The sequence below is a fragment of the Nocardiopsis sp. NPDC006832 genome (assembly GCF_040635885.1).
Taxonomy (GTDB): Bacteria; Actinomycetota; Actinomycetes; order Streptosporangiales; family Streptosporangiaceae; genus Nocardiopsis.
Genome location: NZ_JBEYLC010000019.1, coordinates 73,379 through 99,241, shown reverse-complemented (window position 1 = coordinate 99,241; position 25,863 = coordinate 73,379). Strand labels below are relative to the sequence as shown.

The following is a 25,863-nucleotide window of genomic DNA, read 5'->3' as shown; positions in this document are numbered from 1 at the left end:
CCGTGGACCGGCCCACCGGTGAACGCGACACCACACCCCCGACGGCATCGGACGCGCGGACCGGTCGGGTCCGCGGCCACGGGGGATCACAGGGAGGCGGCGAGTTCGGTGCCCTGCTTGATGGCGCGCTTGGCGTCGAGCTCGGCGGCCACGTCGGCGCCACCGATCACGTGCACGGTCCGCCCGGCGGCGGTGAGCTCGTCGGCGAGGTCCCGGCGCGGGTCCTGACCGGAGCACAGCACCACGGTGTCGACGTCGAGCACACGTTCCTCGCCGTCCACGGTCAGGTGCAGGCCGTCGTCGTCGATGCGGCGGTACTCGGCTCCGGAGACCATCTCCACGCCGCGGTGGCGCAGTTCCAGACGGTGGATCCACCCGGTGGTCTTGCCCAGGCCCTTGCCGACCTTGGTGGTCTTGCGCTGGAGCAGGTGGACCCTGCGGGGCGGGGCGACGCGTTCGGGGGCGCGCAGGCCGCCGCGCTCCTTGTAGTCGAGGTCCACGCCCCACTGGCGGAAGAAGGCCTCGGCGTCCTGGCTCGCCTCCTCACCGGTGTCGGTGAGGAACTCGGCGACGTCGAAGCCGATGCCGCCGGCGCCGATGATGGCGACCTTCTCGCCGACCTCCGCGCCGCCGCGCAGCACGTCCACGTAGCCGACCACGCTGGGGTGGTCGACACCCGGGATCTCGGGGGTGCGCGGGGAGACACCGGTCGCGACGACGACCTCGTCGTAGCCCGCCAGGTCGGCGGCGGCGACCGGGGTGTTCAGGCGTACGTCCACGCCGTGCTTGTCGAGCTGCACGCGGTAGTAGCGGAGGGTCTCGTCGAACTCCTCCTTACCGGGCACGCGGCGGGCCATGTTGAGCTGTCCGCCGATCCGGGCGGCCGCGTCGAACAGGGTGACGGTGTGTCCGACGCTCGCGGCGGAGACGGAGAAGGCGAGCCCGGCGGGGCCCGCGCCGACCACGGCGACGTTCTTGCGGACCTTGGTGGGCGAGAGTACGAGTTCGGTCTCGTGGCAGGCTCGCGGGTTCACCAGGCAGGAGGTGATCTTGAGGCTGAACGTGTGGTCCAGACAGGCCTGGTTGCAGCCGATGCAGGTGTTGATCTCCTCGGGGGCGCCGGCGGCGGCCTTGGCGACGAAGTCGGCGTCGGCCAGCATCGGGCGGGCGAGGGAGACCATGTCGGCCTGGCCGTCGGCGATGATGCGCTCGGCGACCTCGGGGGTGTTGATGCGGTTGACCGCCACCAGGGGGACGGACAGTTCCTTCTTGAGTCGCTCGGTGATCCAGGTGTAGGCGCCGCGCGGCACGGAGGTGGCGATGGTGGGTACGCGGGCCTCGTGCCAGCCGATGCCCGTGTTGATGATGTCGGCGCCGGCGGCCTCCACCCTGCGGCCGAGTTCGACGACCTCGTCGAAGGTGGATCCGTCGGGGATCAGGTCCAGCATGGACAGGCGGTAGATGACGATGAAGTCGGTGCCCACGCGCTCGCGGACCCGGCGGAGGATCTCCAGGGGCAGGCGGACGCGGTTCTCGAAGGAGCCGCCCCAGCGATCCTCGCGCTTGTTGGTGGCGGGGGCGATGAACTGGTTGATGAGGTAGCCCTCGGAGCCCATGATCTCGACGCCGTCGTACCCGGCCCGCCGGGCGAGCTCGGCGCAGCGGGCGAAGTCCTCGATGGTGCGCTCGACCTCCTCGTCGGTGAGGGCGTGCGGCACGAAGGGGTTGATCGGCGCCTGGATCGCGCTGGCGGAGACCGAGTCCTCGCTGAAGGCGTAGCGGCCGGTGTGCAGGATCTGCATGGCGATCCGGCCGCCGTCGCGGTGCACGGCCTCGGTGATGAGGCGGTGCTCGGCGACCTCTTCGTCATCGGTGAGCTTGGCGCTGCCGGTGTAGGTGGCGCCCTCGGGGTTGGGGGCGATGCCGCCGGTGACGATCAGGCCGACGCCGCCGCGGGCGCGTTCGGCGTAGAAGGCGGCCATCCTCTCGAAGCCGTTGGGGGCCTCCTCCAGACCGACGTGCATGGAGCCCATGATCACGCGGTTCTTGAGGGTGGTGAAGCCCAGGTCCAGGGGTTCCAGAAGGTGGGGGTAGTCGCTCATGGTCTCTCCTCGCGCGGTGCCTCTCGGTCGGTGTCCGGCCGACCTCCCCCTCATTATGCAACAAGTTGCACAAGGGATCGAGGCTCCGCCCCCGAGAAGGACGGGAACCTCGACCGTGTCGGTCAGGGGACCAGCGGGATGAGCTCGGGACGCTTGGCCACACGACCATCACCGGAGGAACGACCGCGGATACGGCGCGCCACCCAAGGGCCCAGGAACGAACCCAGCCAGGTGAGCTCGTCGTAGACCCGGGTCACGGCGGCGGGAGTGGGCAACGGAGGCAGCGGATCGGCCCAGGAGATGTCCGCGCCCGGCAGCTCCATCGCGTGGGCCACCGCACCGGCGATCCTTCGATGCCCCTCCGAGGAACAGTGCAACCGGTCCGGGGCCCACAGACGGCGGTCCGTGGCGACCGCGTGGCCGAAGCAGTCGGCCACCGCGACGTCGTGGCGGGCGGCGGCCGCGCGAACCCGGGCGTTGAAGTCCAGGACCCGTGGCAGCAGCGGTCTGGTCAAGGGCGCGATCTTCGTGATGTTCGGAAAGGTCAGCGTGGCCACCTTGGCCCCCGCACCGGTCAGCTCGGCGAACATCGTCTCCAGGTGGCCGATCACGACGTCGGGGTCGTACCCGGGGCGGATCAGGTCGTTGACCCCGGCGAAGACGGTCGCGACGTCCGGGCGCAACCGCAGCGCGGGTTCCAGCTGTTCGGCGTGCACCTGCCCGGCCAAACGCCCACGTACCGCCAGGTTGGCGTACTCGACCCGGGCCCCGGCGGCCACCATGTGCTCGGCGAATCGGTCGGCGTATCCCCGAAAACCGCTGCTCTCGTCACCGTCGCCGACACCCTCGGTCTGGCTGTCGCCGAGGGCGACATAACGCAGATCCCCGTCCCACCACATACCCGGTCCCCTTTCCTCGGTCCCCCGGAAAGCTACCCCCGTCGGCGCCGATCCGCCTCGCGGGGTCCGGGTGACGAGGAGCGGGACGAACATCGTGGTGTGGCGATACGGGTGATCCGGGTAGGGCGTTCCTAGCGTTGGAGCGGGGGCCCGTCGCCCGCGCCACACTCTGTCCCTGGAGGTCCGTCTTGAGCAGGAACACCGTCGCCGAACAGCTCGTACGCACCCTGATCGCCGCCGGGGTCACCCGGATCCACGGGGTGGTGGGGGACAGCCTCAACCCGGTGGTGGACGCGATCCGCGACATCGACGGCATCGAATGGGTCCATGTCCGCAACGAGGAGACCGCGGCCTTCGCCGCCGCCGCGGAGGCACAGATCGACGGCCGGCTCGCGGTGTGCGCGGGATCCTGCGGTCCCGGCAACACCCACCTGATCCAGGGTCTCTACGACGCCCAACGCAGCGGGGCGCCCGTGCTGGCCCTCGCCTCGCACATCCCCTCCCGGCAGATCGGCACCGGCTTCTTCCAGGAGACCCACCCCGAACGGCTCTTCGCCGACGTCACCGAGTTCCGCGAACTCGTCTCCCACCCGGAACAGATGCCCCGCCTGGCGCGCGTGGCCGTCCAACACGCCCTCGGTACCCCCGGTGTGGCCGTCCTCGTCCTGCCCGGGGACATCGCCGGGCGGAAGGCGAGCGGGCCCGCCGACGACACCCCCGTCACCGCCGGGCGTGCCACCGCGTGGCCCGGTGAGGACGACGTGCGCGAGCTCGCCCGGCGGATCAACGAGGCCGACAAGGTCGCCCTGTTCTGCGGGGCCGGGGTCAGGGACGCGCACGAGGAGGTCATCCAGCTCGCCGAGAAGATCAAGGCCCCGGTCGGGCACACCCTGCGCGGCAAGGAATGGATCCAGTACGACAACCCCCACGACGTCGGCATGATCGGCCTGCTCGGCTACGGGGCCTGCTACGACGCCCTCCAGGAGGCCGATCTCACCGTCCTGCTGGGCTGCGACTTCCCCTACGACGACTTCCTGCCCAAGAAGAACGTCGTCCAGGTGGACCACGACCCGCGCCGACTGGGCCGTCGCGTCCCCCTGAAACTGGGGGTGCAGGGCGACGTCGCCGCCACCCTGCGCGCCCTGCGGCCTGTGCTCCGCGCCAAGAACGACGTGCGCTTCCTCGACGAGATGCTCCGCCGGCACGAACGCGCCCTGACCCGGGTGGTGGACGCCTACACGAAGGACATCGAGGACCACACCCCGATCCACCCCGAGTACGTGGCCCGACACCTGGACGCGGCCGCGCCGGACGACGCCGTGTTCACCGTCGACACCGGCATGAACAACGTGTGGGCGGCCCGGTACGTCACCCCGAACGGCAGGCGGCGGGTGATCGGTTCCTTCACCCACGGGACCATGGCCAACGCCCTGCCGCACGCGATCGGCGCCGCGTACGCGGCGCCGGGGCGCCGGATCGTCTCCATGTCCGGGGACGGCGGCCTGAGCATGCTCCTCGGTGAGCTGATCACCGTCCAGCAGCACGGTCTGCCGATCACGACGGTGGTGTTCAACAACTCCTCGCTCGGTATGGTCCGCCTGGAGATGATGGTGGACGGCATGCCGGCGTTCCAGACCGACCATCCGCCGGTGGACTACGCCGCGGTGGCCAAGGCCGTGGGCATGCCGTCGATCAGGGTGGAGGACCCCCGGAAGGTGCGTCAGGCGCTGGACGAGGCCCTGTCGGCCGATGGGCCGGTGCTGGTGGACGTGATCACCGACCCGAACGCGTTGTCGGTGCCCTCGCGGATCACCGCCGACCAGATCACCGGGTTCGCCCTTTCGGCGGGACGAACGGTCCTCCAAGGCGGGGTCGGGGCCATGATCGACCTGGCCCGCTCCAACCTCCGCAACATCCCCCGCCCGTGACCGTCCGGCTCCCGGAAACGACGAAGGCCCCGACCGCTGTGCGATCGGGGCCTTCCGTTCGCCCTGGTGGGCCGTCGGGGGTTTCAGGGGGTCGTCCCCTTGGGAAAGCATTACGGCCCGTCCGGGAAGACGACGTGAGTCGTCGACCAGAACGGGCCGCTCGGCGGAGGATAGGGGATTCGAACCCCTGAGGGCTTGCACCCAACACGCTTTCCAAGCGTGCGCCCTAGGCCACTAGGCGAATCCTCCGAGAGCAACTGTACAGGCTTCGCGGGAGTGGTTCGAACGGGCTCGACCCGGCGGAACTCGGAGCGACGAGGGTTGCCGGAGCAGTGCCGGCGTCGGATACACTCTGGGGCAGACCCCTCGTGCGGCGTCATCCTATGAACCTCCCCAGGGCCGGAAGGCAGCAAGGATAAGTAGGCTCTGGCGGGTGCGCGGGGGGTCCTTTCTTGTTCTCGGGGGTACCCGCCCCGGATCAGCCCCTCCCGGTTTCCCCGACCCGGCGCGAGTTGTCACTCCCAGAGGGTTGAATGGGACCGTGGCAGGGACCAGGGGAGTGATCACACCGTGAGCATCGCGCTGTACCGCAAGTACCGTCCCGCGACGTTCGGTGAGGTGCGCGGCCAGGAGCACGTGACCGACCCGTTGCGCCAGGCGCTGCGGAGCGGACGTATCAACCACGCCTACCTCTTCAGTGGACCGCGCGGCTGCGGCAAGACCACCAGCGCGCGCATCCTCGCGCGCTCGCTCAACTGTGAGCAGGGACCGACCCCGGATCCCTGCGGAACCTGTGACTCTTGCGTGGGGCTCGCCCCCGACGGCGGCGGCAGCCTCGACGTGATCGAGATCGACGCCGCCTCCCACGGTGGTGTCGACGACGCTCGTGACCTGCGCGAACGGGCTTTCTTCGCGCCGGTGAAATCGCGCTACAAGATCTACATCATCGACGAGGCGCACATGGTGACCCGCGAGGGTTTCAACGCGCTGCTCAAACTCGTCGAGGAGCCCCCGCCGCACCTGAAGTTCGTGTTCGCTACCACCGAGCCCGAGAAGGTCATCGGGACGATCCGTTCGCGGACCCACCACTACCCCTTCCGGCTCATCCCGCCGAGCACCCTCAAGGAGCTCATGGAGGACCTCCTCAAGCAGGAGGAGGTCTCCTACGACCCGGCCGCCCTTCCGCTCGTGGTGCGCGCGGGCGCGGGTTCGGCGCGTGACACCCTTTCCGTCCTGGACCAGCTGATCGCCGGTTCGGACGAGGGTGGTATCACCCGTGAGGGTGCCGTCTCCCTGCTGGGCTACACCGACTCCAGCCTGCTCGGCGAGATGGTCGATTTCCTGGGATCGCGTGATGGCGCGGCCGTGTTCGGTCTGGTGGACCGGGTGGTCGAGGGCGGTCACGATCCGCGCCGTTTCACCACGGACCTGCTGGAGCGCTTCCGTGACCTGGTGGTGCTCGCCGCGGTTCCGGACGCCATCGACAAGGGCCTGGTCAACGTCTCTCCGCAGTCGGTGGACCAGATGAAGGAGCAGGCCGCGCGGCTGGGGCCGGCGGAACTGTCCCGGGCCGCGGAGGTCCTCAACCAGGGGCTCACGGAGATGCGGGGCGCCACCGCGCCGCGCCTGCTCTTGGAGCTGTTGTGTTCGCGGATCCTGCTGCCCGCCACCGACGGTGACCAGACCGCGCTGCTGGCCAGGCTGGAGCAGATGGAGCGCCGGCTGGCGTCCGGGGCGGTCGCCCCGGCGGCTTCCGGGCCGCAGGTGCCCGCGGCACCGATGGCCCAGGCCCCCGCGCAAGCCGCGCCCCCCGCACCCGACCCGGCCCCGGCTCCGGTGCAGCGGCCCCCGGCTCCGCAGCCCGCACGGCCCGAACCCTCCCGACCCGCCGAACCGACTCCGAGCCCGAGCGGACGGAACGAGCCCTCGGGCTGGGACGCGCCCGCGCCCTCCCGTCCTCAGGCGGCGCCGCAGCAGAGCGCGCCCGCCGGTGGCGGTGGTCCCTTGGACCTGGGCCGGCTCCAGGGTGCCTGGCACCAGATCATGGAAGCCGTCAAGGGCCGTCGCCGGTTCACGTGGATGATGCTGCACGGCGGTGACGTACAGCCGATCGGGGTCGAGGGCAACACCGTGCTGCTCGGCTTCAACAAGCCCAACGAGGCCAAGGGCTTCACCAACACCGGTAGCGACAAGGTCGTGGCCGGGGCGATCCAGCAGGTGTTGGGCATCGAGGTGCGCGTGGCACCTTCGGGAACGAGTGGTGGCGCGCAGACCCAGCGATCGCAGCCCGCGCCGCGACCGGCCGAACCCGCCGGGTGGGACGCCCCACCGCGACGGTCCGAGCCCCAGGCCGCCGCGCCTGCCTCGCCCGAACCGGCTCCGGAACCGGCGCGACCCGCGGGTTCGCCACCGGAACGGTTGCTCAGCGACCGTCCGGAGCCACCGCCGGACCCCTATGAGGACGCCGCCGCTCCGCCGCCGGAGGACTACGGGGTCGCGGCGCCGACCCGCGGTGGTGGTGTCCAGGGTGGAAACGCCCCGGGGGGTCGGGACGCGAGCCCCGCGAAGACGTCCGTTCCGGGGACGTCGCCGGCCGCGCCCGACGATGGCGCGTCCACGAACAACGCTCCTTCGGCGGGTGGCTCGCGGCAGGACGCAACGTCCAACGGTGGTTCCGGTGGCGGTACCGCCCTCATCGAGACCGAGCTCGGCGGCAAGCTGATCGAGGAGATCGAGCACGAGGCACCCGGACAACTGTGAGCCGTGTGCCGCCGGCGGGGGTGTCTCCTCGGCGGAGTTTCAGGGCCGCAACGCGCGCAGGACCGTGTCGACCAGGGTGTCGGTGTAGGAGTGGTCGATCGGTCCGGTGCGCAGTAGCCACCGGTGCTGGAACGGGCCGTTGAACATCTCCACGGCCAGGTCCAGGTCGACGTCGGTACGGATCTGGCCGGAGTCCCGCGCGGATCGCAGTCGATTCCGGAAAGCCTCGATGTTGGGCCTGGTCAGGTGTTCGTAGACGGCGCGGGCGAACTCTTCGTCGTTCTGGATCTCCGCGGTGAAGGCCCGGGTGGTGCGGTCCATCGTGGGGTCGACGAACTCGTCGGCGGTCGCCCGAAGGACGGTCTTGAGGTCGGCGGCCAGGTCCCCGGTGTCGGGTAGGGGTTCACCGGCCTCCGAACCGGTGAGCCGGGTGAACACGTCGAAGACCACGGCGGCCTTGGATGGCCACCACCGGTAGATGGTCTGTTTACCGACCCGGGCGCGAGAGGCGATGGCCTCCATCGTCAGCCTGGCGTAGCCGATCTCGCCCAGGATCTCGGCGGCGGCGTCGAGGATGGCGTTGCGCGCGCGTTGGCTGCGCCGGCGGGGGTCCGGTGTGCGTCGGGTCTGTTCGGCGGTGTTGTCTGCCATGGTTCCAAGGTAGTGGCTCAAAAATGACGAGACGTCTCGTATTGACGTCGCTATGATCAAGCGTGAGTCCGTTTGGCGAGACGTAGTGTCTCGCTCTAGTCGAATAGGAGGACCCCGTGGCGAAGAACAACAACATGCTCGGCATGGGCGGGCAACGCACCACCGTCGCCCGTTCCACTCTGCGCGGTGGCAAGGCGGGGGACAAGGGCGGACCGACGGGGGACGCCCGTGAGCGCAAGGAGGAACTGCTGCGCAGGTTCCGGGAGAAGAACACCGACCCGAGGAGCGATACCTCAGATCGGTGAACCCACCGGCCAGGATCGTCCGTCGGGGTCGTCCAGCCACAACCGCTGACCACCGTCGGGACCCACGGCCAACCCGAACCGGTCCGGCTCCGGCCGGCCCAGATCGGTCCAGAGCCTCAAGGCGTCCTCGAACTCGTCCCAGATGCTGCGCGGGCCGCCCTGCTCGACCATCCACGAAGTGCCGTAGGGGTAGATCCGCACCCAGGAATCACCCCTGCGGTCGCACAGCCACAGGCCCGATCCGGTACCGATCCAGCGCCGTCGCATCCGCCAGTCCGGCACCATCACCGACAGGGCGAACGCGGACGCGAAGGTCAACAGGGGCGATACCGGGTCCTCCTGGGTGAGGCGGTACTCGTCGGGCTGTTGCCCGGCGTCGCGTACCGGCGGTGACGAGGACCCCGGGGCGCGCAGCGCCACGAACCCCACGCCTCCGTGGAATCGGCCCAGCGCGGCGCCCCCGGCTCGACGTTCGAGGCGCATGAGCACTCCCGCGCTCTCCAACAGGCCCCACGGGCACACGATCGACCCGCCCTCGACCAGCTGTTCCAACCAGGCACCCGGCACCCGGCGCACCCCGCAGACACTGATGATCCGGTCGTACGGCGCGCCGTCCGGGTGCCCGGAATGGCCGTCCGCCAGATGGGTGGCGGGGGACAATCCGGTGTCGTGCAGTGCCCGCCGGGCCGCGCCCAGCAGACGGTCGTCGATCTCCAACGAGGTCACGGCCCGGTCGCCCAGCCGGTGGGCGAGCAACGCCGTGTTCCAACCCGTTCCCGTGCCCACCTCCAGCACTCGCTGGCCGTTGGCGAGATCGGCCAGCTCCAGCATCCGAGCGAGCACGGTCGGTGCCGAGCTGCACGAGGTGGCCGAACCCTGTCGAGATCCTCGTTGCCGAGGGACCTCGGGTCCCTCCAAGCGGGTGACGATGGCGTTGTCCGTGTAGACGGCGGCCAACCAGCGGTCCGGGTTCCCCTCGGCGCTCAGCGTGCCGCCGCGCGCGGTCACCGCGCCCGTCTCCGGGATGAACAGGTGGCGGGGCACGGCGCGGAACGCCTCCACGAGGGCGGCGTCCCTCAGCGTGCCGTCCGCGATTATCGCCTCGATCAGTGCCGAGTTGCGCTCCCTTGCGGTCAACACGTCCTCAGTCCCCTGGTCGTCGCTGGTCGGATGTGGTGTCGAAGGACACCGAAGGGGTCGAGAGACCCCGTCGCCATCATGTCAACCGAGGCCGTTCCCCGCCGCTCTCTTCGGTCTTTTCGCTGGTGAAATCGGGTCAACGGTGCGACCAAGTCCTCCCCGTGACGAACCGGGGCCCGAGCCTCTCGACCGGCTCGTCGAACGGAGCGCGAACGGCACCGGATGTACCGACTACCCTCACAGACAAGTGACATCCGGAAAGAGACCCAGCACCTCGAGTGCGGCGAGGAGACGGCCGTGAACCCTGGCGGAATGGACATGCAGGCCCTGCTCCAGCAGGCCCAGCAGATGCAACAGCAGCTTGTGGAGGCTCAGCAGGCCCTGGAGGAGGCCGAGGTCGAGGGCACCTCCGGTGGTGGCCTGGTCAAGGTCAAGCTGAGCGGACGCGGACAGGTCGAGGACATCACCGTCGACCCCAAGGCCGTCGACCCCACCGACGCGGAGGAGACCTCCCAGACCATCGCGGACCTGGTCCTGGCGGCCATCCGCGACGCCGAGGCGCAGGTCGAGCGCCTCCAGCAGGAGAAGATGGGTCCGCTGACCGAGGGCATGCCCGGAGGCGGCGGGATCCCCGGTCTCCCCGGCTTCTAAGGTTTCCTTCCGGACGGGCCGAGTCCTTGCCGGAAGGCTTGAGGAGACGGCGCCGTCCCGGTGACAGGGCCGGGGCGGCGAGGCCGGGACACCGCCTCTGCTTCGCCGGTCCCTTGTCCGAAGAGGTCACCGGCCCCCGATACGGTGGGGGATCACAAGGGGCGACAACGGCCCCGCCGGGTCGATCCCGGTTCCGACCGAGTGGGTAGGCATGTACGAAGGCGCGGTTCAGAATCTGATCGACGAGCTCGGGCGGCTGCCCGGCGTCGGTCCGAAAAGCGCGCAACGCATCGCCTTCCACCTCCTGTCCGCCGAACACGCGGACGTCAAGCGCCTGGTCAACGCGCTCGTCGAGGTCAAGGAGCGGGTCCGCTTCTGCTCCATCTGCGGCAACGTCGCCGAAGAGACCGAGTGCCGAATCTGCCGTGACACCCGCCGCGAAACCGCGATCATCTGTGTCGTGGAGGAGTCCAAGGACGTCGTCGCCATCGAGCGCACCCGGGAGTTCCGGGGCCGCTACCACGTGCTCGGCGGCGCCATCAGCCCCATCGAGGGCGTGGGACCGGACGACCTGCGCGTCAAGGAGCTCATGACCCGTCTGGCCGACGGCCAGGTGACCGAGCTGATCCTGGCGACCGACCCCAATCTGGAAGGGGAGGCCACCGCGACCTACCTGGCGCGGTTGGTCAAACCCATGGGGCTGAAAGTCACCCGCCTGGCCAGCGGTCTGCCCGTCGGCGGCGACCTTGAGTACGCCGACGAGGTCACTTTGGGTCGTGCCTTCGAAGGCCGCAGAAGCCTGGAGTTCTAGCTCACATTCGCCCGTAATGGGGACGAAATATGAGTAACCTCCGTTCGAGCGGGTAGGCCCGAGCGCTGGTGTGTCAAGACGCCACGCCCTCCCACCGCAGGTCGGAACGGGTGCGGCGAGGCGTCACTGACTACACTCCCTTGTGAATTGTCTTGATCCCAACTCCTCAGGAGCATCGATCGTGGCCCTAATCGTGCAGAAGTACGGTGGGTCTTCCGTGGCCGACGCGGAAGCCATCAAGCGAGTAGCCCAAAGGATCGTGGCTCAGAAAAAGGCGGGACATGACGTCGTGGTCGTCGTCTCCGCTATGGGCGACACGACCGACGAACTGCTGGACCTGGCCGAACAGGTCTCCCCGATGCCGCCCGCCCGCGAGCTCGACATGCTCGTCACCGCGGGTGAGCGCATGTCCATGGCACTCGTGGCCATGGCCATCGAGAACCTCGGGTACGAGGCTCGTTCCTTCACCGGTTCCCAGGCCGGAGTCATCACCACGTCGTTGCACGGCAACGCCAAGATCATCGACGTGACTCCCGGGCGTATCCAGGAAGCCGTCGGCGAGGGTGCGATCTGCATCGTCGCGGGTTTCCAAGGCGTCTCCCAGGACACGAAGGACATCACGTCTCTGGGTCGTGGCGGTTCGGACACCACCGCCGTCGCTCTCGCGGGTGCGCTCAACGCCGACGCCTGCGAGATCTACAGCGACGTGGACGGCGTGTTCACCGCCGACCCCCGTGTCGTGCCCACCGCGCAGCGCATCCCGCAGATCTCCTACGAGGAGATGCTGGAGATGGCCGCCAGTGGCACCAAGATCCTGCACCTGCGCTGCGTCGAGTACGCGCGCCAGTTCAACATCCCCTTGCACGTCCGCTCGTCGTTCAGCCAGAAGCCCGGCACGTGGATCGTTTCGGAAGTCGAGGAAAGCGAAGGCATGGAACAGCCGATCATCTCCGGGGTCTCTTTCGACCGGAGCGAAGCCAAGATCACCGTCGTAGGCGTCCCCGACAAGGTCGGTGAGGCCGCGACGATCTTCAAGGCGCTCGCCGACGCCGAGATCAACATCGACATGATCGTGCAGAACGTGTCGGCGGTCTCCACCTCGCGCACCGACATCTCCTTCACCGTTCCCAAGGACTCCGGCAAGCAGGCCGTCGACTCCTTGAAGAAGGTCCAGGACAAGGTCGGCTACGACTCCCTGCGCTACGACGACAAGATCGGCAAGGTCTCGCTGATCGGCGCCGGCATGCGCTCCTACCCGGGTGTGACCGCCCGCTTCTTCGACTCCATCGCCACTTCCGGCACCAACGTCGAGATGATCTCCACCTCGGAGATCCGTATCTCGGTCATCGTCGAAGAGGACCAGGTCGACGCCGCGGTCCAGGCCGCGCACAGTGAGTTCCAGCTCGACGCCGACCAGGTCGAAGCTGTCGTCTACGGAGGTACCGGCCGATGAGCAACCGTCTTCCCACCCTCGCCCTCGTCGGTGCGACCGGCGCGGTCGGCACCGTCATGCGTGAGATCCTCAGCCGGCGCGAGAACGTCTGGGGCGAGATCCGTCTGGTCGCCTCCGCGCGCAGCGCCGGTAAGGTCCTGAGCGTTCGCGGCGAGGACGTCGTGGTCCAGGCCCTGGCCCCCGAGGTCTTCGACGGCGTCGACGTCGCCATGTTCGACGTACCGGACGAGGTGTCCAAGGAGTGGGCGCCGATCGCCGCCGCCCGCGGCGCGGTCGCCGTCGACAACTCCGGCGCCTTCCGGCTCGACCCGGACGTCCCGCTGGTGGTGCCCGAGGTCAACTCGGACCAGGTCCGCAACCGTCCGCGCGGCATCATCTCCAACCCGAACTGCACCACCCTCTCGATGATCGTGGCGATCGGTGCCCTGCACCGCACCTACGGCGTCAAGGAACTCGTGGTCTCCTCCTACCAGGCCGCCTCCGGCGCCGGCCAGGAGGGCATCGACGTTCTGCGCGACCAGATGGCCAAGGCCGGTTCGGACCGCACCCTCGGTGACAAGGGCGGCGACATGCGCGAGGCCGTCGACGAACTCGGCCCGTTCCCGGCGCCGCTGGCCTACAACGTCGTGCCGTGGGCGGGCTCGCTCAAGGACGACGGCTGGTCCTCCGAGGAGCTGAAGGTCCGCAACGAGTCCCGCAAGATCCTGGGTCTGGCGGACCTGAAGGTCTCCGCGACCTGTGTCCGCGTCCCGGTGATCACCACGCACTCGTTGGTCGTGCACGCGACCTTCGACAGCGAGGTCGCCGCCGACGACGCCCGCAAGCTGCTGGGCGCCGCCGAGGGCGTCGAGGTCCTGGACGACCCCGCCAAGGGCGAGTTCCCGACCCCGAACGACGTGGTGGGCACCGACCCGACCTGGGTCGGTCGTATCCGTCAGTCGATCGACGACCCCAAGTCGCTGGACCTGTTCCTGTGCGGGGACAACCTGCGCAAGGGCGCCGCGCTGAACACCGCGCAGATCGCCGAGGTCGTGGCCAAGGAGTTCATCCAGGCCTGATCCGTGGCGGGTCCGGGTGTCCGTTCCGGATGCCAGGCCGGTCGGGTGTGACCTGAGGGCGGTGGTTCGTCCCTCCTGCGGGAGAGACGGGCCACCGCCCTTCGCCGTGTCCGGCTCAGGTCGGGGGCCGGAGGCCGCGGGTTCGGCCCAAGGACAATTTGTAGAGAAGTCGACACTGTTCGGCGGAACCGATGAGGTCGGAGGTCTCCACCGGACGATCACCGCTGAAGTGGGTCCGTTCCACGACGAGGACCGGGACCCCGGGCGGGATGTCCAGCAGTTCGGCCTCCGCGTCACGCAGGGTGCGGATCCCGACCTCCTCCACGACCCGGTCGACGGGATGTCCCACGGAACCGAGCCGTTCGAGGGGGCCTACGTCGGCGGCGTCGAAAGGAGTGCGCAGGGTTCCGGCGGTGAGGACCGCCGGCTCCCACGAGAGGTGCAGGGTGACCGAGCGGTCGCCGTGCAGACCGCGGGAGGTGGTCCGGTACACCGGGTCGCCGTCACGCAGCCGCAGTCGGGCGGTGAGCCGGCCCGAACTGCGTTCCTGCTCGGTGCCGACCCGTTCCCGGCTCAGCCCGCCCAGCCCGGAACCCGAGGTGGCGTCGGTACGGGAGAGCCGGAACACCTCGGGGACGGCACGAACGAAGTAACCGGATCCGGGTCTGGACTCGACGAGCCCCTCGGTGACCAGGAGTCGTAGCGCGGTGCGGGAGATCTGCTCGCTGACCCGGTAGGAACGGGCCAGACGGGTACGGGAGGGCAACCGGGTTCCCGGGCTCATCTCCCCGTTGAGGATGGGGGCGCGCAGTTGTTCGGCCAGCCAGAGGTATCGGGGTCGCCTGGCCACCGTTCACCGGACCCTTGGGACGGGGGTCCCCGGGTGAGCGCGGGTTCTCGTGATTCGGTGGTCGAGGGTGCCGGTTTCCCCGGAGGTGCCGGTCGGGGGTCGGAGGGTCGAAATGTTGCTGCCAGATCGCCGAAGCTCGCCCATGGCAACCAGTAAAGCAGTGGAAAGGCCTGGTGGGGGGTGCTACCGGAAAGTAGGGGGTCCGACCGCGAGGGGACCACGGAATCGGAACCCGTGGGACCCAAGGGGGAAACGCCCGTAACCGAAGGAATGTACTTCCTCGACGATCGTGATTATTACTCTGGGTAGTAGATTGGCCACATCATGCTTGGGGGAGTCATGATCACGAACCTGTCGGAGACACCACAGTTGGAGCGACTGGCCCAACTGACGGACACCAGTGGTCGGGCGGTCGTCTGGATGGGCGGGGTCACCGGCGTCCTCATCGGACTCGCGTTCCTCGCGGTCGTGGTGATGATCGTCGCGGCGATCGTCTCCACCCTCGCCAACGGTGACACCTCGACAGGGGGCAAGCTCCTGTGGGTGATCTTCATCCTCTGGTTCCCCTTGTTCGGGGCCATCGCCTGGTTCGTGGTCGGTAAGAAGGGCCACCTGAACCGGTTCCTCGGGATCGACAGGGGCCGGGCTCGCCACACGATCCCCGCCAGCGTCGGCCAGCACAGCGACGTGGTGCCCGACCGGGCCGGGGTCGACGCCTGAGTCGACCCACCCGCGCGGCGAAGCGAAGGGCTTGTCCACAGGCTGTGGACAAGCCCTTCGTCCTTTCTCCGCTCATCGTCTTGGAGGCACGTCGCCCTGGCTCCACGTCCGGGGGTGAGGAACGTCGGAGCAGGATCCGGCGCCAAGAGCTCATCTCAAAGGTCGTCGGTGTGCCTGGCCAGGTGCTTATGGCAGATCAGAACACGGGCGATGCGCACGCCGATGCCGCGCGCACGGTCAGCGGCGCCGCTCGCGGAAGTGGTAGGCCTTGTCGCCGTGGAGCTTGGCCGGACGCCGCCTACGGGATCCCTGGCGTGAGCGCACCGCGGGGATGCCCCGGACCAAGGGTTGGAGTGCTTCCCGCAAGGTGCGGCCTCGGCCTCGGCCTGGTTCAGCCCGGCGGCTGTGTCGAGCGCCGCACCACCAGGTCAAGCGGGATCGTCTGGTGCGCGGTCGGCGGTTCGTTGTCGCGCAAACGGTCCTCAAGCACACCGACGACCCGCGAGGCGATGGCGGTCGTGTCGATGCGCAGACTCGTGATCGGGACGGTGGCCGTCTCGGCCACGGCGCCGTCGAGGGCACAGGCGACCCTGACGTCGCCGGGCACCGCGAGTCCCATCCCGAGGGCGGCGTCGAGCGCACCGGCTGCGAAGACGCTCGACGACGTCAGCACGGCATCGCACCGGGGGTGGGCCTCTAACAGCCTCGTCGCCACGACGCGTGAGCCCTCGGCACCATCATCGTTGGCGGCGACACGGATCAGCTGCCGATTCCCGGACGAGACCGCGAGCGTCGAGTAGGCCTGCAGGATCGACCTTCGGTACATGTTGTCGGTCTCGCCGACGATCAGGCCCATCATGTCCGCTCCCGTCGACTGGAGGTGCTGGATGAGCTTGATGAAAGAGGCGAAGTAGTTGACGCCGACCCACCACTCGAACGTGGAGCTGGACGGATCGCGATCGAAGGCGACGACCGGGATCCGCCGGGACTCCAGTTCGCGCAGGGTCTCGTCCTCGTAGTTCGGGTGCAGCACGACCGCGCCGTCGAGCCGTGCCGCGAGGGCGGTGAGCTCGCTGAGCGAGCTCGCGACGAACACCGTGTACCCGGCGTTCAGCAGCCCGAGGGTCACCGCTCCTGTGATGGTCGAGAACGACGTCGTCCCGGCGGTGAAACTGGTGATCGCCTCGGTCGGGCGCACCAGGATCCCGATGGTCCCGGTACGCCCCTTCGGCCGGTATCCGAGTTCGGAGGCCGCTTCCAGCACACGCCGTCGGGCGTCGACCGAGACCGGGCGTTTTCCCGAGAAGACCTGGGAGGCGGTGGTGGCGGACACTCCGGCGCGCAGCGCGACGTCGCCGAGCCGTACCTGGTCCATATCGCGTTACCTCCCGGTTTTCGCAGCCTATCCCGCGTTGATCTCCTCGGTGGACAGGTGCGAGGTCTCGCGCAGCCCGAGCGAGCAGAGCACCAGGACCAGCATGACCGAAGCCCCGTAGACGGCGACGGAGAGCGGGTTGTCGGTGGCGACCAGCAGCCACGTCGCGATGAACGAGGCGGTCCCACCGCCGAGCGCCGCACCCACCTGATATCCCGCCGACATCGCGCTGTATCGCAGTCGGGCCGGGAACTGCTCGCCGGAGAGCGTGGGGATCGGCCCCTGCGTGATGCCTGTGATGAGCCCGGTGACACCGAAGGCGATCGTTGCCATGACGATGCTGGACGTTCCGACCATCGGGAAGTAGGCGAACAGGAACATCGCCATCGCGACACCGCCGAGGATCATGACCTTCTTGCGCCCGATGACGTCCGAGAGCAGGGCGAACAGGGGCGCGCTCAGGAGCAGGACGGCGCTGTAGGAGAGCTGGCCGAGAAGTGCCTGGGTCGAGTCGTAGCCGATCGAGGTCAGGTAGGAGAGGAAGAAGGTGAAACCGATGTAGGCGATGGTGTTGTAGCCGTAGCTCACGCCGAGCACCAAGAGGATCTGCTTCGGTCGTGTTCTGAGCATCTCGACGAAGGGGATCGTGTCCGGCTTGGCGGCTGTGACCGCCTCCTCCTGCGGCATGTTGAGACGGGCGATCAGCCCGATCACGATGAGCGCCCCGCCCAGCCAGAACGGCACGCGCCAGGCGAACTCCACGAGATCACCGCCGGCGATCGCGCTCGTGGCGGCGAAGACCCCGACTCCCAGAAGCGTGCCGAGGCCAATGCCCATGCTGGTGAAGCTTCCCCACAGCCCGCGGCGGTGTCGCGGTGCGTTCTCGATGCCGAAGAGCGCGGCGCCGCCCCATTCACCGCCGGCGGCGAATCCTTGGATCAGGCGGAAGAGCACGAGCAGGACCGGCGCCCAGACCCCGATCGTGTCGTAGGTCGGCAGGAAGCCGATGGCCAGGGTCGAGAAGCCCATCGTGATCAGTGTCAGCACGAGCATCGGGCGGCGGCCGATGCGGTCACCGAAGTGCCCGATGACAATGCCGCCGAGCGGGCGCGCCAGGAATCCGGTGCCGAACGCGGCGAAGGCGTAGAGGGTGCCGACAACGGGGTCGACGTCGGGGAAGAAGAGCACGTTGAAGACGAGCCCGGCCGCGAGTCCGTAGATGAGGAAGTCGTAGTACTCCAGCGCCGTCCCGATCCCCGAGACCAGGAATGTCTTGGTCGCCGTGACCTTCGTTCCCGAAGTCTCCGGCTCCTGTCCGGTTGTGTGCATGGCTGCTCCTAAACGTTGAAGTGGGACGCGAGGATCGCGGACTCGGTGCGTCCGCCACCCAGAGAGCGGGCGATGTTCGGACGGCTGAAGTCCATGGGGAACGGGTCGTTGGAGTGCGCGGGGACGAACGGGTCGAGGTCACCGAGGTCGCCGATGAGCCCTCGCAGTGAGCCCGGTACCACCAGGGATCTACCGCTGGCGTCGATGCGCGGTACCGCCAGCGCCTCCCTCGCGGACGAGCCGCCGTCGACCAGCGCGATCACGAGCTGGGTGACGGCGCTCACGATCCGGCGCCCGCCGGACGCCCCGATCGCGGCCTTGGTCCCGTCGTCGCCGAGCACCACGACGGGACCCATGTTCGCCAGTGCGCGAGCGCCCGAGCCGATGCTGTTCGCGGCCCCCGGGGCCGCGTTGAACCAGGCCATCGCCGAGTCGAGGAGCAACCCGGTACGAGGGCACACGATGCCGCTACCGAAGTGGTTCGCCGCGGTGTGCGTGATGCTGATGACGCGCCCTTGCGCGTCCGCCGCCGAGATGTGCGTGGTGCCGCTCGTCGGCCGAGTCGCCCCGGCGGGTGACCAACTCCGCGTCGAGCGGAGCCCTGAACCGGTGGCCCGGGGGTCGTGTGCGGCGCGCGAGGCGTAGGTCAGCCAGGGCGCGCCCTCCCGCCATCCCGGTACGTCGCTCCCTTCGGTGACCTGCTCGGCGAGTTCGTCGGCGTAGGCGTCCGACAGCAGCTCTTCGACGGGGACCTCGCGGACCGCGGGGTCGCCAAGCCAGTGGTAGCGGTCCGCGAACGCGTGCCGGAGCGTGAGGGCGAGCGCCCGAAGGTCGGCGCCGGACGCGGTCGGCAGGCCTGCCCCGGGGCGGACCCGCTGCCAGACATTGAGCGCCTGGAGTTCGGTCAGCGCTCCGGAGGGGGCGTGTGGGGCGGCGACGGTCGATCCCCGGTAACGGAGCCGGCGCGCGGCCCGGACCGCGGGTTCCGCCGCGCGGAGGTCCTGGGGAGTGAGTAGACCGCCTCGTTGACGAGAGGCCTGAACCAGCCCGTCGGCGATCTCGCCGTCGACCAGGACGTCGGGGCCGGCGTGTGCGGCGGTTTCGAGCGTGCGTCCCAGCAAGGGCTGGGTGATCATGGGGTAGGCGGCGAAGGACTGTCCGTATCCGGCATCCGTCCCGGCGCCCTTCGGTAGCCCCCGCCCGTCCAGGAAGACTTCTCTGGCGACCGGGTCACTGCGCAGTCGCTCGATGTCGCCGAGCGCGGAGGTGATGAACCAGGCGTCCGGCGCGAACCCGGTGTGCGCCGCCTCGATCGCCGGTTGCAGGACGACCGTGCGGGGCAGACGCCCGAACCGTGCGTGCGTCGTCAGGAGTCCAAGCAGCGTCCGGGGCACACCGGAGGCGAGCGGACCGTCGACGTTGGCGTTCCCGGCCACCGTCGCCAGCCCGAGCACCGGGGCCTGGGCCCCTCCCTCCCGTTCCTCCAGTTCGAACATCGTCGCGGATGCCCCGATCGGTGCCTTCGGTCCGAAGTCGATCTCGACCGGATCGGCGCCGTCCTCGGCCAGCACGGCGAACCCGCACCCCGCGAGCGTCGTCTCGGCAGGCTCGATGACGCCGCTGACCAGTGCTGCGGCGACTGCCGCGTCCACGGCGTTGCCGCCGTGCTCGTACATGGTCATCCCCGCCCGCACCGCTTGCTCGTGCGGCGCTACGACGGTTCCGAGGCCGTGGTCCTCTCGCGTGGCGACCGCCGGCCGTTCCGCAGTGTGCGAGTCCATCCCGCGCTCCCCTTCCAATGCGTTGCAGGTCACAGGAAGCCTAGGAGCGGAACGTTCCACGATGAATATTCTGTGTGTTGTTTGCGCAAATAACACAAAAAGCTCGTACCTGGGATAACGCGCCCATGGCCGAACGGGCTGCGTGCTCCTGAGAGGCGAGGCCGACAGGGCGAAGCCGGCCGGTGAGGTCACATCTAAGTGTGAGAAGCCTTCGCCCCAGGGAACGCCGCTGTTCGCGGTGTTGATGTCGGACCGCCCCGTTGCGGCCCGCGGTAGCAGGTCGGCGAACGGTTCGGGGACCGGAGCCGGCGGGGCGGCGAAGGCGCGAGTTCCCCCGCCGGATCCGCCGGAGGATCGGGGGCGCGGTGGGGCCGCCCGGTCCGTGTGTTTCCAGAAGTAAGGGCTTCCTCGGAAGGCGATCCTGGCTCAGCGCCGGATCCTGTTCCGATGTTCCTCGACCCCCAAGTCGCTCTGTCTCCAAGGCGACGTGTCGCCAAGTCGCCCTGTCGCCAAGTCGCCCTGTCGCCAAAACACTGTGTAGCCAAAACGGCTTGTCGTAACGACGACCGGTCGAGCTCACACTCACGGGGTGGGCGGCCGGCTCTCCTCCAACGCCGTGTGGCGTCCGGACGCGTCACGGACGAGCCGCAGCACCGAAGTCACGGAGCGACGGGGGATGGGACCGTAGATGTGGGGGAAGCGCACGTCGGAGCCCACCCCGGGTGGGGGGACCGGGGCGGCGGACTCCCAACGGACCTCGGCGTCCAGCAGGTCGGTGTCCACCACCAGGACGACCAGGGGTTCGGCCGGGTCGGTGTAGAAGGCGTTCGCCACGGCGAGCATGGTCGCCTCGTCGGGGGAGGCGTGCAGGTATCCCTCGGTGTCCAAGGACGTGGCTTCGACGTCCCCGCCGATCGACCACCGGGAGAGCTCGGTCAGGTGCAGTACAAGGCTCATGGGCGGACGGTACCGCCCGGATCAGGGATTACCGGTGACACAGAGCCCGTAGTCGCTGATCCGATAGGCCTCACGCCACCCACCGCCGGGCATCGGGACGGTGTCGCCGCTGTCGGTCAGGGAGAGGTCCTCGGGGGTGCGGATCCCCAGGGCCTCGGCGGTCTCCAACACGAGCATCGCCAGGCGCACCGCGTTGACCTCGTCGAAGCGGTAGGCGGGAGAGACGTGGGTGACCTCCATCTCCAGATGGCGTTCCGCGGTGGCCTCGACCCAACCGAATTCCTCCGGGTCGGGCGCCTCGGGATCGTTCCGTAGCGCGTCGGCCGCGACCCGGTCCAGACCCAAGCACACGTGCTCACCGAGTTCGAAGTGGAAGACCCAGGGACCGCCCTCCTCACCGGGGAAGCGACCGTGGAAGCCGAAGGAACGTTCGTGGTCCATCGCGGTCAGTTCCGACGGCATGTCGCGAAAGACGTCGACCAACCGGCGCGCGTAGGGCTTCCAGTCGTCGAATCGGGTGATCCCCGCGATGGACATGCCGCCGACGTCGCCGGTCATGGACACCCCGAGGAAACCGGCGGTCACATCACCCCCGTGCTCACGCTGGTACCAGTACCAACCCTCGGCGGGGGAGGTCGGGACCAGGCACAGGACCGGGCCATCGCGGCCGGCGCGCAGGTCCAGGCTGTGATCGCTCCGGCGCCAGCGCAGGAAGGGAGCACCCCAGTAGGGGATCTCACCATGGAAGGGACTCTCGTCGTCGGAACCGATGACGTTCGGTTCGCCCAACCCCTGGCGCAGGGCACGGCCCGCGTCACGGAACGCCTCGACCTGCTCCCGTGCCCCGGTTCCGACCCGCCCCAACGGGAAGTGCAGGCCCACGTACTCCTCGCGGGTCACGTGGATCTCCATGAAGTCGTCGACCGGGCGCAACCACGGGTCACCGTAGGAGCGTGTGCGCAGGATCGGCCCCCACTCTCCGGCCTCCCAACGCCAGCCCTGTTCGACCGCCATCCGAGACAGGTCGGCCTCGGTCCACTTCCCGGGGTCGACATTCCAGAGCAGCGTGCCGAGGGCGCTGATCCGCTCGGCGGACCAGAGGTGGTTCGTCATACTGTGCGGCCTTTCCATGGTGATGCGTCGATCATGCCGGCTATGACGAACGCCCCGGCCGGAGGGCCCGACCGGGGCGTTCGACTTCGCCGACGCACGGAAGCGTCGCCGATGACCTACAGGATGATCCGCATGGGCTCTTCGAGGATCTCGGCGAGGTCCTTGAGGAACGCGGCGCCGACGGCGCCGTCCACCGCACGGTGGTCGACGGACAGTTCCAGGGAGATGCGGTTGTGCACCCGCACCTCACCGTCCACGACCGTCGGCTCCGGACGCATGGCGCCCACGGCCAGGATCGCGGCCTCCGGCGGGTTGATCACCGCGGAGAAGCTGTCCACGCCGAACATGCCCAGGTTGGACACGCTGAACGTGCCGCCGCTCATCTCCTGCGGCTTGAGCTTGTTGTCGCGGGCCTTGCCGGCCAGGTCACGCGTGCGGGTGGAGATCTCCGACAGCGTGGCCTTGTCCGTGTCGTGCAGCACCGGAACGACCAGACCGGCGTCCACGGCCACCGCCACACCGACGTTGACGCGGTGGTGCTGGACCAGCTTGTCCTCCACCCAGGAGGTGTTGACCGCGGGGTGGAGCTTGAGCGCGGTGGCGCACGCCTTGACGATCAGGTCGTTGAAGCTGATCTTGACGCCCGTGCTCGACAGCTGCTCGTTGATCTGGGCACGGAAGGCCTTGAGGGCCTCGGCGTCGATCGCGCGACGCAGGTAGAAGTGCGGGACCGTCTGCTTGCTCTCGGTCAGACGGCGCGCGATCACCTTGCGCACGTTGCTGGTCTTGAGTTCCTCGGAGTCGCGACCGTCGTCGAAGGACCGCGCCGCGGACGCCTCGGCGGGCGCGCTCGGAGCGGCCTTCTCCGCGGCGGGGGCGTCCTTGGCGGCGTGCCCGTCCTTGGCCGCGGCCTCGATGTCGGCACGCACGATCCGACCCTTGGGGCCGGAACCCTGGACCTTGGTGATGTCCAGGCCGTACTCCTTGGCCAGCCTGCGGGCCAGCGGGGAGGTGCGCGGACGCGGGCCGTCGACGTCGCCGGCCGGAGCGGTGGGCTCGGCGGGGGCGGAGGAGGTCGCCTCGGCGGGCTCGTCCTCGCCCTTGGCCTCGTCCTCGGGCTCGGCGGCCTTCTCCTCGGCCGCGGGAGCGTCAGAGCCACCCGACTCCTCGGGCACCGCGTCCGGGGAGTCGCCGATGATGCCGATGACCTCACCGATCGCCACGGTGTCGCCCTCGGAGGCGGTCTGCTTGACCAGGTAACCGTCCTCGTAGGCCTCGTACTCCATGACGGCCTTGTCGGTCTCGATCTCGACCAGCACGTCACCGGAGGAAACCTTGTCCCCCACCTTCTTCACCCAGGTGGAGATGACGCCTTCCTCCATGGTGTCGGAGAGGCGCGGCATGTGGATCTCGCTCATTGAATCTCCCTCTACCCGACCCGTTTGCCGACGGCGCTCAGGGTCTCCTTGATCACGGTGCTGATCGACTCGATCGACGGCAGGGCCGCGGTCTCCAGCGGCTTGGCGTAGGGCATCGGCACCTCGGCCATCGCCACTCGACGAACCGGAGCGTCCAGGTAGTCGAAGGCCCCCTCCTGGATCGAGGCGGCGATCTCCGCGCCGATCCCGTAGGTGAGCCAGTCGTCCTCGCAGATGACCGCGGAACCGGTCTTCTTGACCGAGTCCACGAAGGTCTGCCGGTCCAGCGGACGCAGGCTGCGCAGGTCGACGACCTCGACGCTGATGTCGTCCTCCTTGGCCAGCTTCTCGGCGACCTGGTTCGCGACCATGGCCATCCGGGAGTAGCCGATCAGCGTGATGTCGCTGCCCTCGCGAGTGACCGCGGCACGCCCGATGGTGGCGGCGTTGTCGTTCTCGGGCTCGGCGTAGTCGTCGGGGACCTCACCCTTGGAGTTGTACAGGCCCAGGTTCTCCAGGAACAGCACCGGGTCGTCGTCGCGGATGGCCGCGCGAAGCATCGAGGAGGCCTCGGCCGGGGTGCTGGGAGCCATCACCTTGAGGCCGGGGATGAAGGAGTAGAACAGCTCGATGTTCTGGGAGTGGGTCGCGCCCAGCTGCTGGCCGCCGCCCCCGGGGGTGCGGATGACCAGCGGAACGCTGGTCTGGCCACCGAACATCCCGTAGATCTTGGCGGCGTGGTTGATGATCTGGTCGATGGCGATCAGCGAGAAGTTGATCGTCATGAGTTCGACGACGGGGCGCAGACCGAGCATGGCGGCGCCGACGGCCGCGCCGACGAAGCCCTCTTCGGCGATCGGGGTGTCCTTGACGCGCCGGGGGCCGAACTCCTTGAGGAGACCCTCGGTGATCTTGTAGGAGCCCTCGAAGACACCGATCTCCTCGCCAATGACGAGGACGTTCTCGTCGCGCACCATCTCGGCGCGCAGAGTGTCCCGCAGAGCCTGGCGGTATGTGATCACGGACATGTGACTGGTTCCTTCCCTACTCCGCGAACACCGGGTCGGCGGGCATGCGCCGCGACTCGTTGGGAACCGGGGTGGCGTACGTGTAGTCGAAGAGCGTGGACGGGTCCGGGTGCGGGCTGTTCTCCGCGAAGTCGGCGGCCTCGGCGACCTCGGCCTTGACGGAGGCGGCGATCTCCTCGCGGAGTTCGTCCGTGAGGACGCCGGCCTTGGTCAGTTGGGCGTCGAAGATCGTGATGGGGTCGTTCTCGTCGGACCGCGCCTCGTCCTTCTGTTCCTCGGTGCGGTACTTGGCGGGGTCGACGACGGAGTGGCCCTTCTGCCGGTAGCTCCAGGCCTCCAGCAGGAACGGGGTCTGCTCCTCGCGAGCGCGCTCGACCAGCCTGGCGGTGGTGTCGCGCACGGCCAGGACGTCGCGGCCGTCCACCCGCTCACCCTCCATGCGGAAGGCGGCGCCGCGCTTGTACAGATCGGGCTCGGCGGAGGCCATGTCGACGGTGGTGCCCATGCCGGTGAAGTTGTTGATCACCACGAACACGATGGGCAGGTTCCACAGCTTGGCGATGTTGAGGGACTCGTGCCAGGCGCCGATGTTGGTGGTGCCGTCGCCCATCTGGCACATGACGACCTCGTCACCGCCGCGGTAGGTGACGGCCAGCGCCGCGCCGGTGGCCAGCGGCAGCTGTCCGCCGACGATGCCGTAGCCACCGAGCATGCGGGTCTCGGTGTCGTACATGTGCATCGACCCGCCCCAGCCCTTGGCGACGCCGTCGACGCGCCCGTAGAGCTCGGCCATGACCCGCTTGGGGTCCATGCCCTTGCCGATCGCGTACCCGTGGTCACGGTAGTTCGTGAACAGGTAGTCGCGCTCCTGGAGGGCCGTCATCAGACCGACGACGGTGGCCTCTTCGCCGAGGTTGAGGTGGCAGTAACCGCCGATCCGGGCCTGGGTGTAGGCCTGGCCGGTGCGTTCCTCGAAGCGCCGGATGAACAGCATCTGGCGGTAGTAGTCGAGGAGCGTCTCCGGCTTCTCGTTTCCGAGACCGGTCGTGTCCTTGCGGGTGCGCCGCTTGGCCGTGGAGGCCCGTGCGGTCCCGCCCTTCGGCTTGGCCGTGTCAGCCATGTCGTGCCTTTCTACGTACGAGAAGGCCTGCCCTCCCGACCTGTGGGTCGGGTGGCCTGGCCCGCTCGGGCCCCGCTGTCAGGCGTGGCCCGAGCGTGTGTCGCCGCCGGGCTCATCGGCGGCGACACAGTGGCTGTTGCGGGGAGCGTCCATCGGGGCCGTGGCGGGGCCCGCGTGTGGACGCGAAGTGAGTCGGGTCGCGTGTGCAGTTGTCGCGCCGAAACCCTTGAGGGCATTGCTTCCCGGTCTGGAGGGCGGTAAGCATGCGCGGAGAGGTGGTCCGAGTTCGTTCACCGGCCGGATGAACGACACCGTGCCACCAGGGCGTACGCGTGTAGCGGTGTGACGTGTGTCGCGCACACTCTACGTTCTGATCGATGATCGATCAATACAACTTTACGGGAGATACCCGAA

General features: G+C 68.9%; 21 protein-coding genes, 1 tRNA gene, 1 other RNA gene and 1 pseudogene. 9 read left to right on the top strand and 15 right to left on the bottom strand.

The genetic code is table 11. The features are described from left to right. Positions 1–86 precede the first annotated feature (86 nt). The gene (locus ABZ717_RS12070) at positions 87–2,102 is read right to left on the bottom strand and encodes an NADPH-dependent 2,4-dienoyl-CoA reductase (RefSeq protein ID WP_358508580.1); all 2,016 of its coding nucleotides are present in this window, start codon (positions 2,100–2,102) and stop codon (positions 87–89) included. A 122-nt stretch (positions 2,103–2,224) separates the two neighbouring features. Beyond that, complete coding sequence (locus ABZ717_RS12065; protein WP_358508578.1) at positions 2,225–3,001, bottom strand: SGNH/GDSL hydrolase family protein; 777 nt, start codon at positions 2,999–3,001, stop codon at positions 2,225–2,227. Between the two features lie 188 nt (positions 3,002–3,189). Between ABZ717_RS12065 and ABZ717_RS12060 the strand changes: the two genes are divergently transcribed. Next, positions 3,190–4,929, top strand: a complete 1,740-nt coding sequence (locus tag ABZ717_RS12060; protein WP_358508576.1) for a pyruvate dehydrogenase — start codon at positions 3,190–3,192, stop codon at positions 4,927–4,929. Positions 4,930–5,093: 164 nt separating this feature from the next. On the opposite strand, the gene ABZ717_RS12055 is transcribed toward ABZ717_RS12060, so the two are convergent. After that, positions 5,094–5,178: transfer RNA gene (locus ABZ717_RS12055), tRNA-Ser, on the bottom strand. A gap of 108 nt (positions 5,179–5,286) precedes the next feature. On the opposite strand from ABZ717_RS12055, the gene ffs reads away from it, so the two are divergent. Both ffs and ABZ717_RS12045 read left to right on the top strand, forming a co-directional pair. Continuing rightward, positions 5,287–5,382, top strand: an RNA gene (gene ffs / locus ABZ717_RS12050) — signal recognition particle sRNA small type. A gap of 117 nt (positions 5,383–5,499) precedes the next feature. Continuing rightward, positions 5,500–7,689, top strand: a complete 2,190-nt coding sequence (locus tag ABZ717_RS12045; protein ID WP_358508574.1) for a DNA polymerase III subunit gamma and tau — start codon at positions 5,500–5,502, stop codon at positions 7,687–7,689. Between the two features lie 39 nt (positions 7,690–7,728). On the opposite strand, the gene ABZ717_RS12040 is transcribed toward ABZ717_RS12045, so the two are convergent. Then, positions 7,729–8,340 carry a TetR/AcrR family transcriptional regulator gene (locus ABZ717_RS12040; RefSeq protein WP_358508572.1) on the bottom strand — a complete coding sequence of 204 codons (612 nt, stop codon included), beginning with the start codon at positions 8,338–8,340 and terminating at the stop codon, positions 7,729–7,731. A 116-nt stretch (positions 8,341–8,456) separates the two neighbouring features. On the opposite strand from ABZ717_RS12040, the gene ABZ717_RS12035 reads away from it, so the two are divergent. Then, positions 8,457–8,645, top strand: a complete 189-nt coding sequence (locus ABZ717_RS12035) for a DUF6243 family protein (protein ID WP_358508570.1) — start codon at positions 8,457–8,459, stop codon at positions 8,643–8,645. Here ABZ717_RS12035 and ABZ717_RS12030 read toward each other — a convergent pair. Continuing rightward, on the bottom strand, positions 8,634–9,782 hold the full coding sequence (locus ABZ717_RS12030; RefSeq protein WP_358508593.1) for a methyltransferase domain-containing protein: 1,149 nt from the start codon (positions 9,780–9,782) through the stop codon (positions 8,634–8,636). The two genes, ABZ717_RS12035 and ABZ717_RS12030, sit on opposite strands and share 12 nt — an antisense overlap. Positions 9,783–10,097: 315 nt before the next feature. Here ABZ717_RS12030 and ABZ717_RS12025 point away from each other — a divergent pair, with 315 nt between their 5' ends. The 4 genes from ABZ717_RS12025 to ABZ717_RS12010 all read left to right on the top strand — a co-directional run bounded on the left by ABZ717_RS12025 (position 10,098) and on the right by ABZ717_RS12010 (position 13,758). After that, positions 10,098–10,436 (top strand): YbaB/EbfC family nucleoid-associated protein, encoded by a 339-nt coding sequence (locus ABZ717_RS12025; RefSeq protein ID WP_067598433.1) that lies wholly within the window; start codon positions 10,098–10,100, stop codon positions 10,434–10,436. A gap of 211 nt (positions 10,437–10,647) precedes the next feature. Continuing rightward, positions 10,648–11,247: a recombination mediator RecR gene (gene recR / locus ABZ717_RS12020; protein WP_358508569.1), complete on the top strand. Its 600-nt coding sequence runs from the start codon at positions 10,648–10,650 to the stop codon at positions 11,245–11,247. 181 nt (positions 11,248–11,428) lie between these two features. Then, the gene (locus ABZ717_RS12015) at positions 11,429–12,700 is read left to right on the top strand and encodes an aspartate kinase (protein ID WP_358508568.1); all 1,272 of its coding nucleotides are present in this window, start codon (positions 11,429–11,431) and stop codon (positions 12,698–12,700) included. Further along, positions 12,697–13,758, top strand: a complete 1,062-nt coding sequence (locus ABZ717_RS12010; RefSeq protein ID WP_358508567.1) for an aspartate-semialdehyde dehydrogenase — start codon at positions 12,697–12,699, stop codon at positions 13,756–13,758. Before ABZ717_RS12015 ends, ABZ717_RS12010 begins: the two co-directional genes overlap by 4 nt. Positions 13,759–13,873: 115 nt before the next feature. Here the strand turns inward: ABZ717_RS12010 and ABZ717_RS12005 are convergent, their stop codons facing one another. After that, positions 13,874–14,608, bottom strand: coding sequence for a GntR family transcriptional regulator (locus ABZ717_RS12005; RefSeq protein ID WP_358508566.1), 735 nt, complete (start codon positions 14,606–14,608; stop codon positions 13,874–13,876). Between the two features lie 339 nt (positions 14,609–14,947). Here ABZ717_RS12005 and ABZ717_RS12000 point away from each other — a divergent pair, with 339 nt between their 5' ends. Continuing rightward, on the top strand, positions 14,948–15,328 hold the full coding sequence (locus ABZ717_RS12000; protein WP_358508565.1) for a PLD nuclease N-terminal domain-containing protein: 381 nt from the start codon (positions 14,948–14,950) through the stop codon (positions 15,326–15,328). A gap of 203 nt (positions 15,329–15,531) precedes the next feature. On the opposite strand, the pseudogene ABZ717_RS11995 reads toward ABZ717_RS12000, so the two are convergent. The 9 genes and pseudogenes from ABZ717_RS11995 to pdhA all read right to left on the bottom strand — a co-directional run. After that, positions 15,532–15,688 (bottom strand): annotated as a pseudogene (locus tag ABZ717_RS11995) (IS5/IS1182 family transposase); the annotation flags it as partial. A gap of 31 nt (positions 15,689–15,719) precedes the next feature. After that, positions 15,720–16,703: a LacI family DNA-binding transcriptional regulator gene (locus tag ABZ717_RS11990; protein ID WP_358508564.1), complete on the bottom strand. Its 984-nt coding sequence runs from the start codon at positions 16,701–16,703 to the stop codon at positions 15,720–15,722. Between the two features lie 27 nt (positions 16,704–16,730). Next, a complete protein-coding gene (locus ABZ717_RS11985) occupies positions 16,731–18,032 on the bottom strand; it encodes an MFS transporter (RefSeq protein ID WP_358508562.1) in 1,302 nt (433 codons plus the stop codon). An 8-nt stretch (positions 18,033–18,040) separates the two neighbouring features. Further along, positions 18,041–19,813: a gamma-glutamyltransferase gene (locus ABZ717_RS11980; RefSeq protein ID WP_358508560.1), complete on the bottom strand. Its 1,773-nt coding sequence runs from the start codon at positions 19,811–19,813 to the stop codon at positions 18,041–18,043. Positions 19,814–20,395: 582 nt separating this feature from the next. Then, positions 20,396–20,770, bottom strand: a complete 375-nt coding sequence (locus tag ABZ717_RS11975) for a DUF952 domain-containing protein (RefSeq protein WP_358508558.1) — start codon at positions 20,768–20,770, stop codon at positions 20,396–20,398. A 21-nt stretch (positions 20,771–20,791) separates the two neighbouring features. Then, positions 20,792–21,883 (bottom strand): hypothetical protein, encoded by a 1,092-nt coding sequence (locus ABZ717_RS11970; protein ID WP_358508556.1) that lies wholly within the window; start codon positions 21,881–21,883, stop codon positions 20,792–20,794. Positions 21,884–21,999: 116 nt separating this feature from the next. Then, positions 22,000–23,301, bottom strand: a complete 1,302-nt coding sequence (locus ABZ717_RS11965; RefSeq protein WP_358508554.1) for a dihydrolipoamide acetyltransferase family protein — start codon at positions 23,299–23,301, stop codon at positions 22,000–22,002. 11 nt (positions 23,302–23,312) lie between these two features. Further along, positions 23,313–24,329, bottom strand: coding sequence for an alpha-ketoacid dehydrogenase subunit beta (locus ABZ717_RS11960; RefSeq protein ID WP_304077291.1), 1,017 nt, complete (start codon positions 24,327–24,329; stop codon positions 23,313–23,315). 16 nt (positions 24,330–24,345) lie between these two features. Beyond that, entirely contained in the window at positions 24,346–25,449 is a 1,104-nt protein-coding gene (gene pdhA / locus ABZ717_RS11955; protein ID WP_358508551.1) for a pyruvate dehydrogenase (acetyl-transferring) E1 component subunit alpha, read from the bottom strand. Between the last annotated feature and the right edge of the window lie 414 nt (positions 25,450–25,863).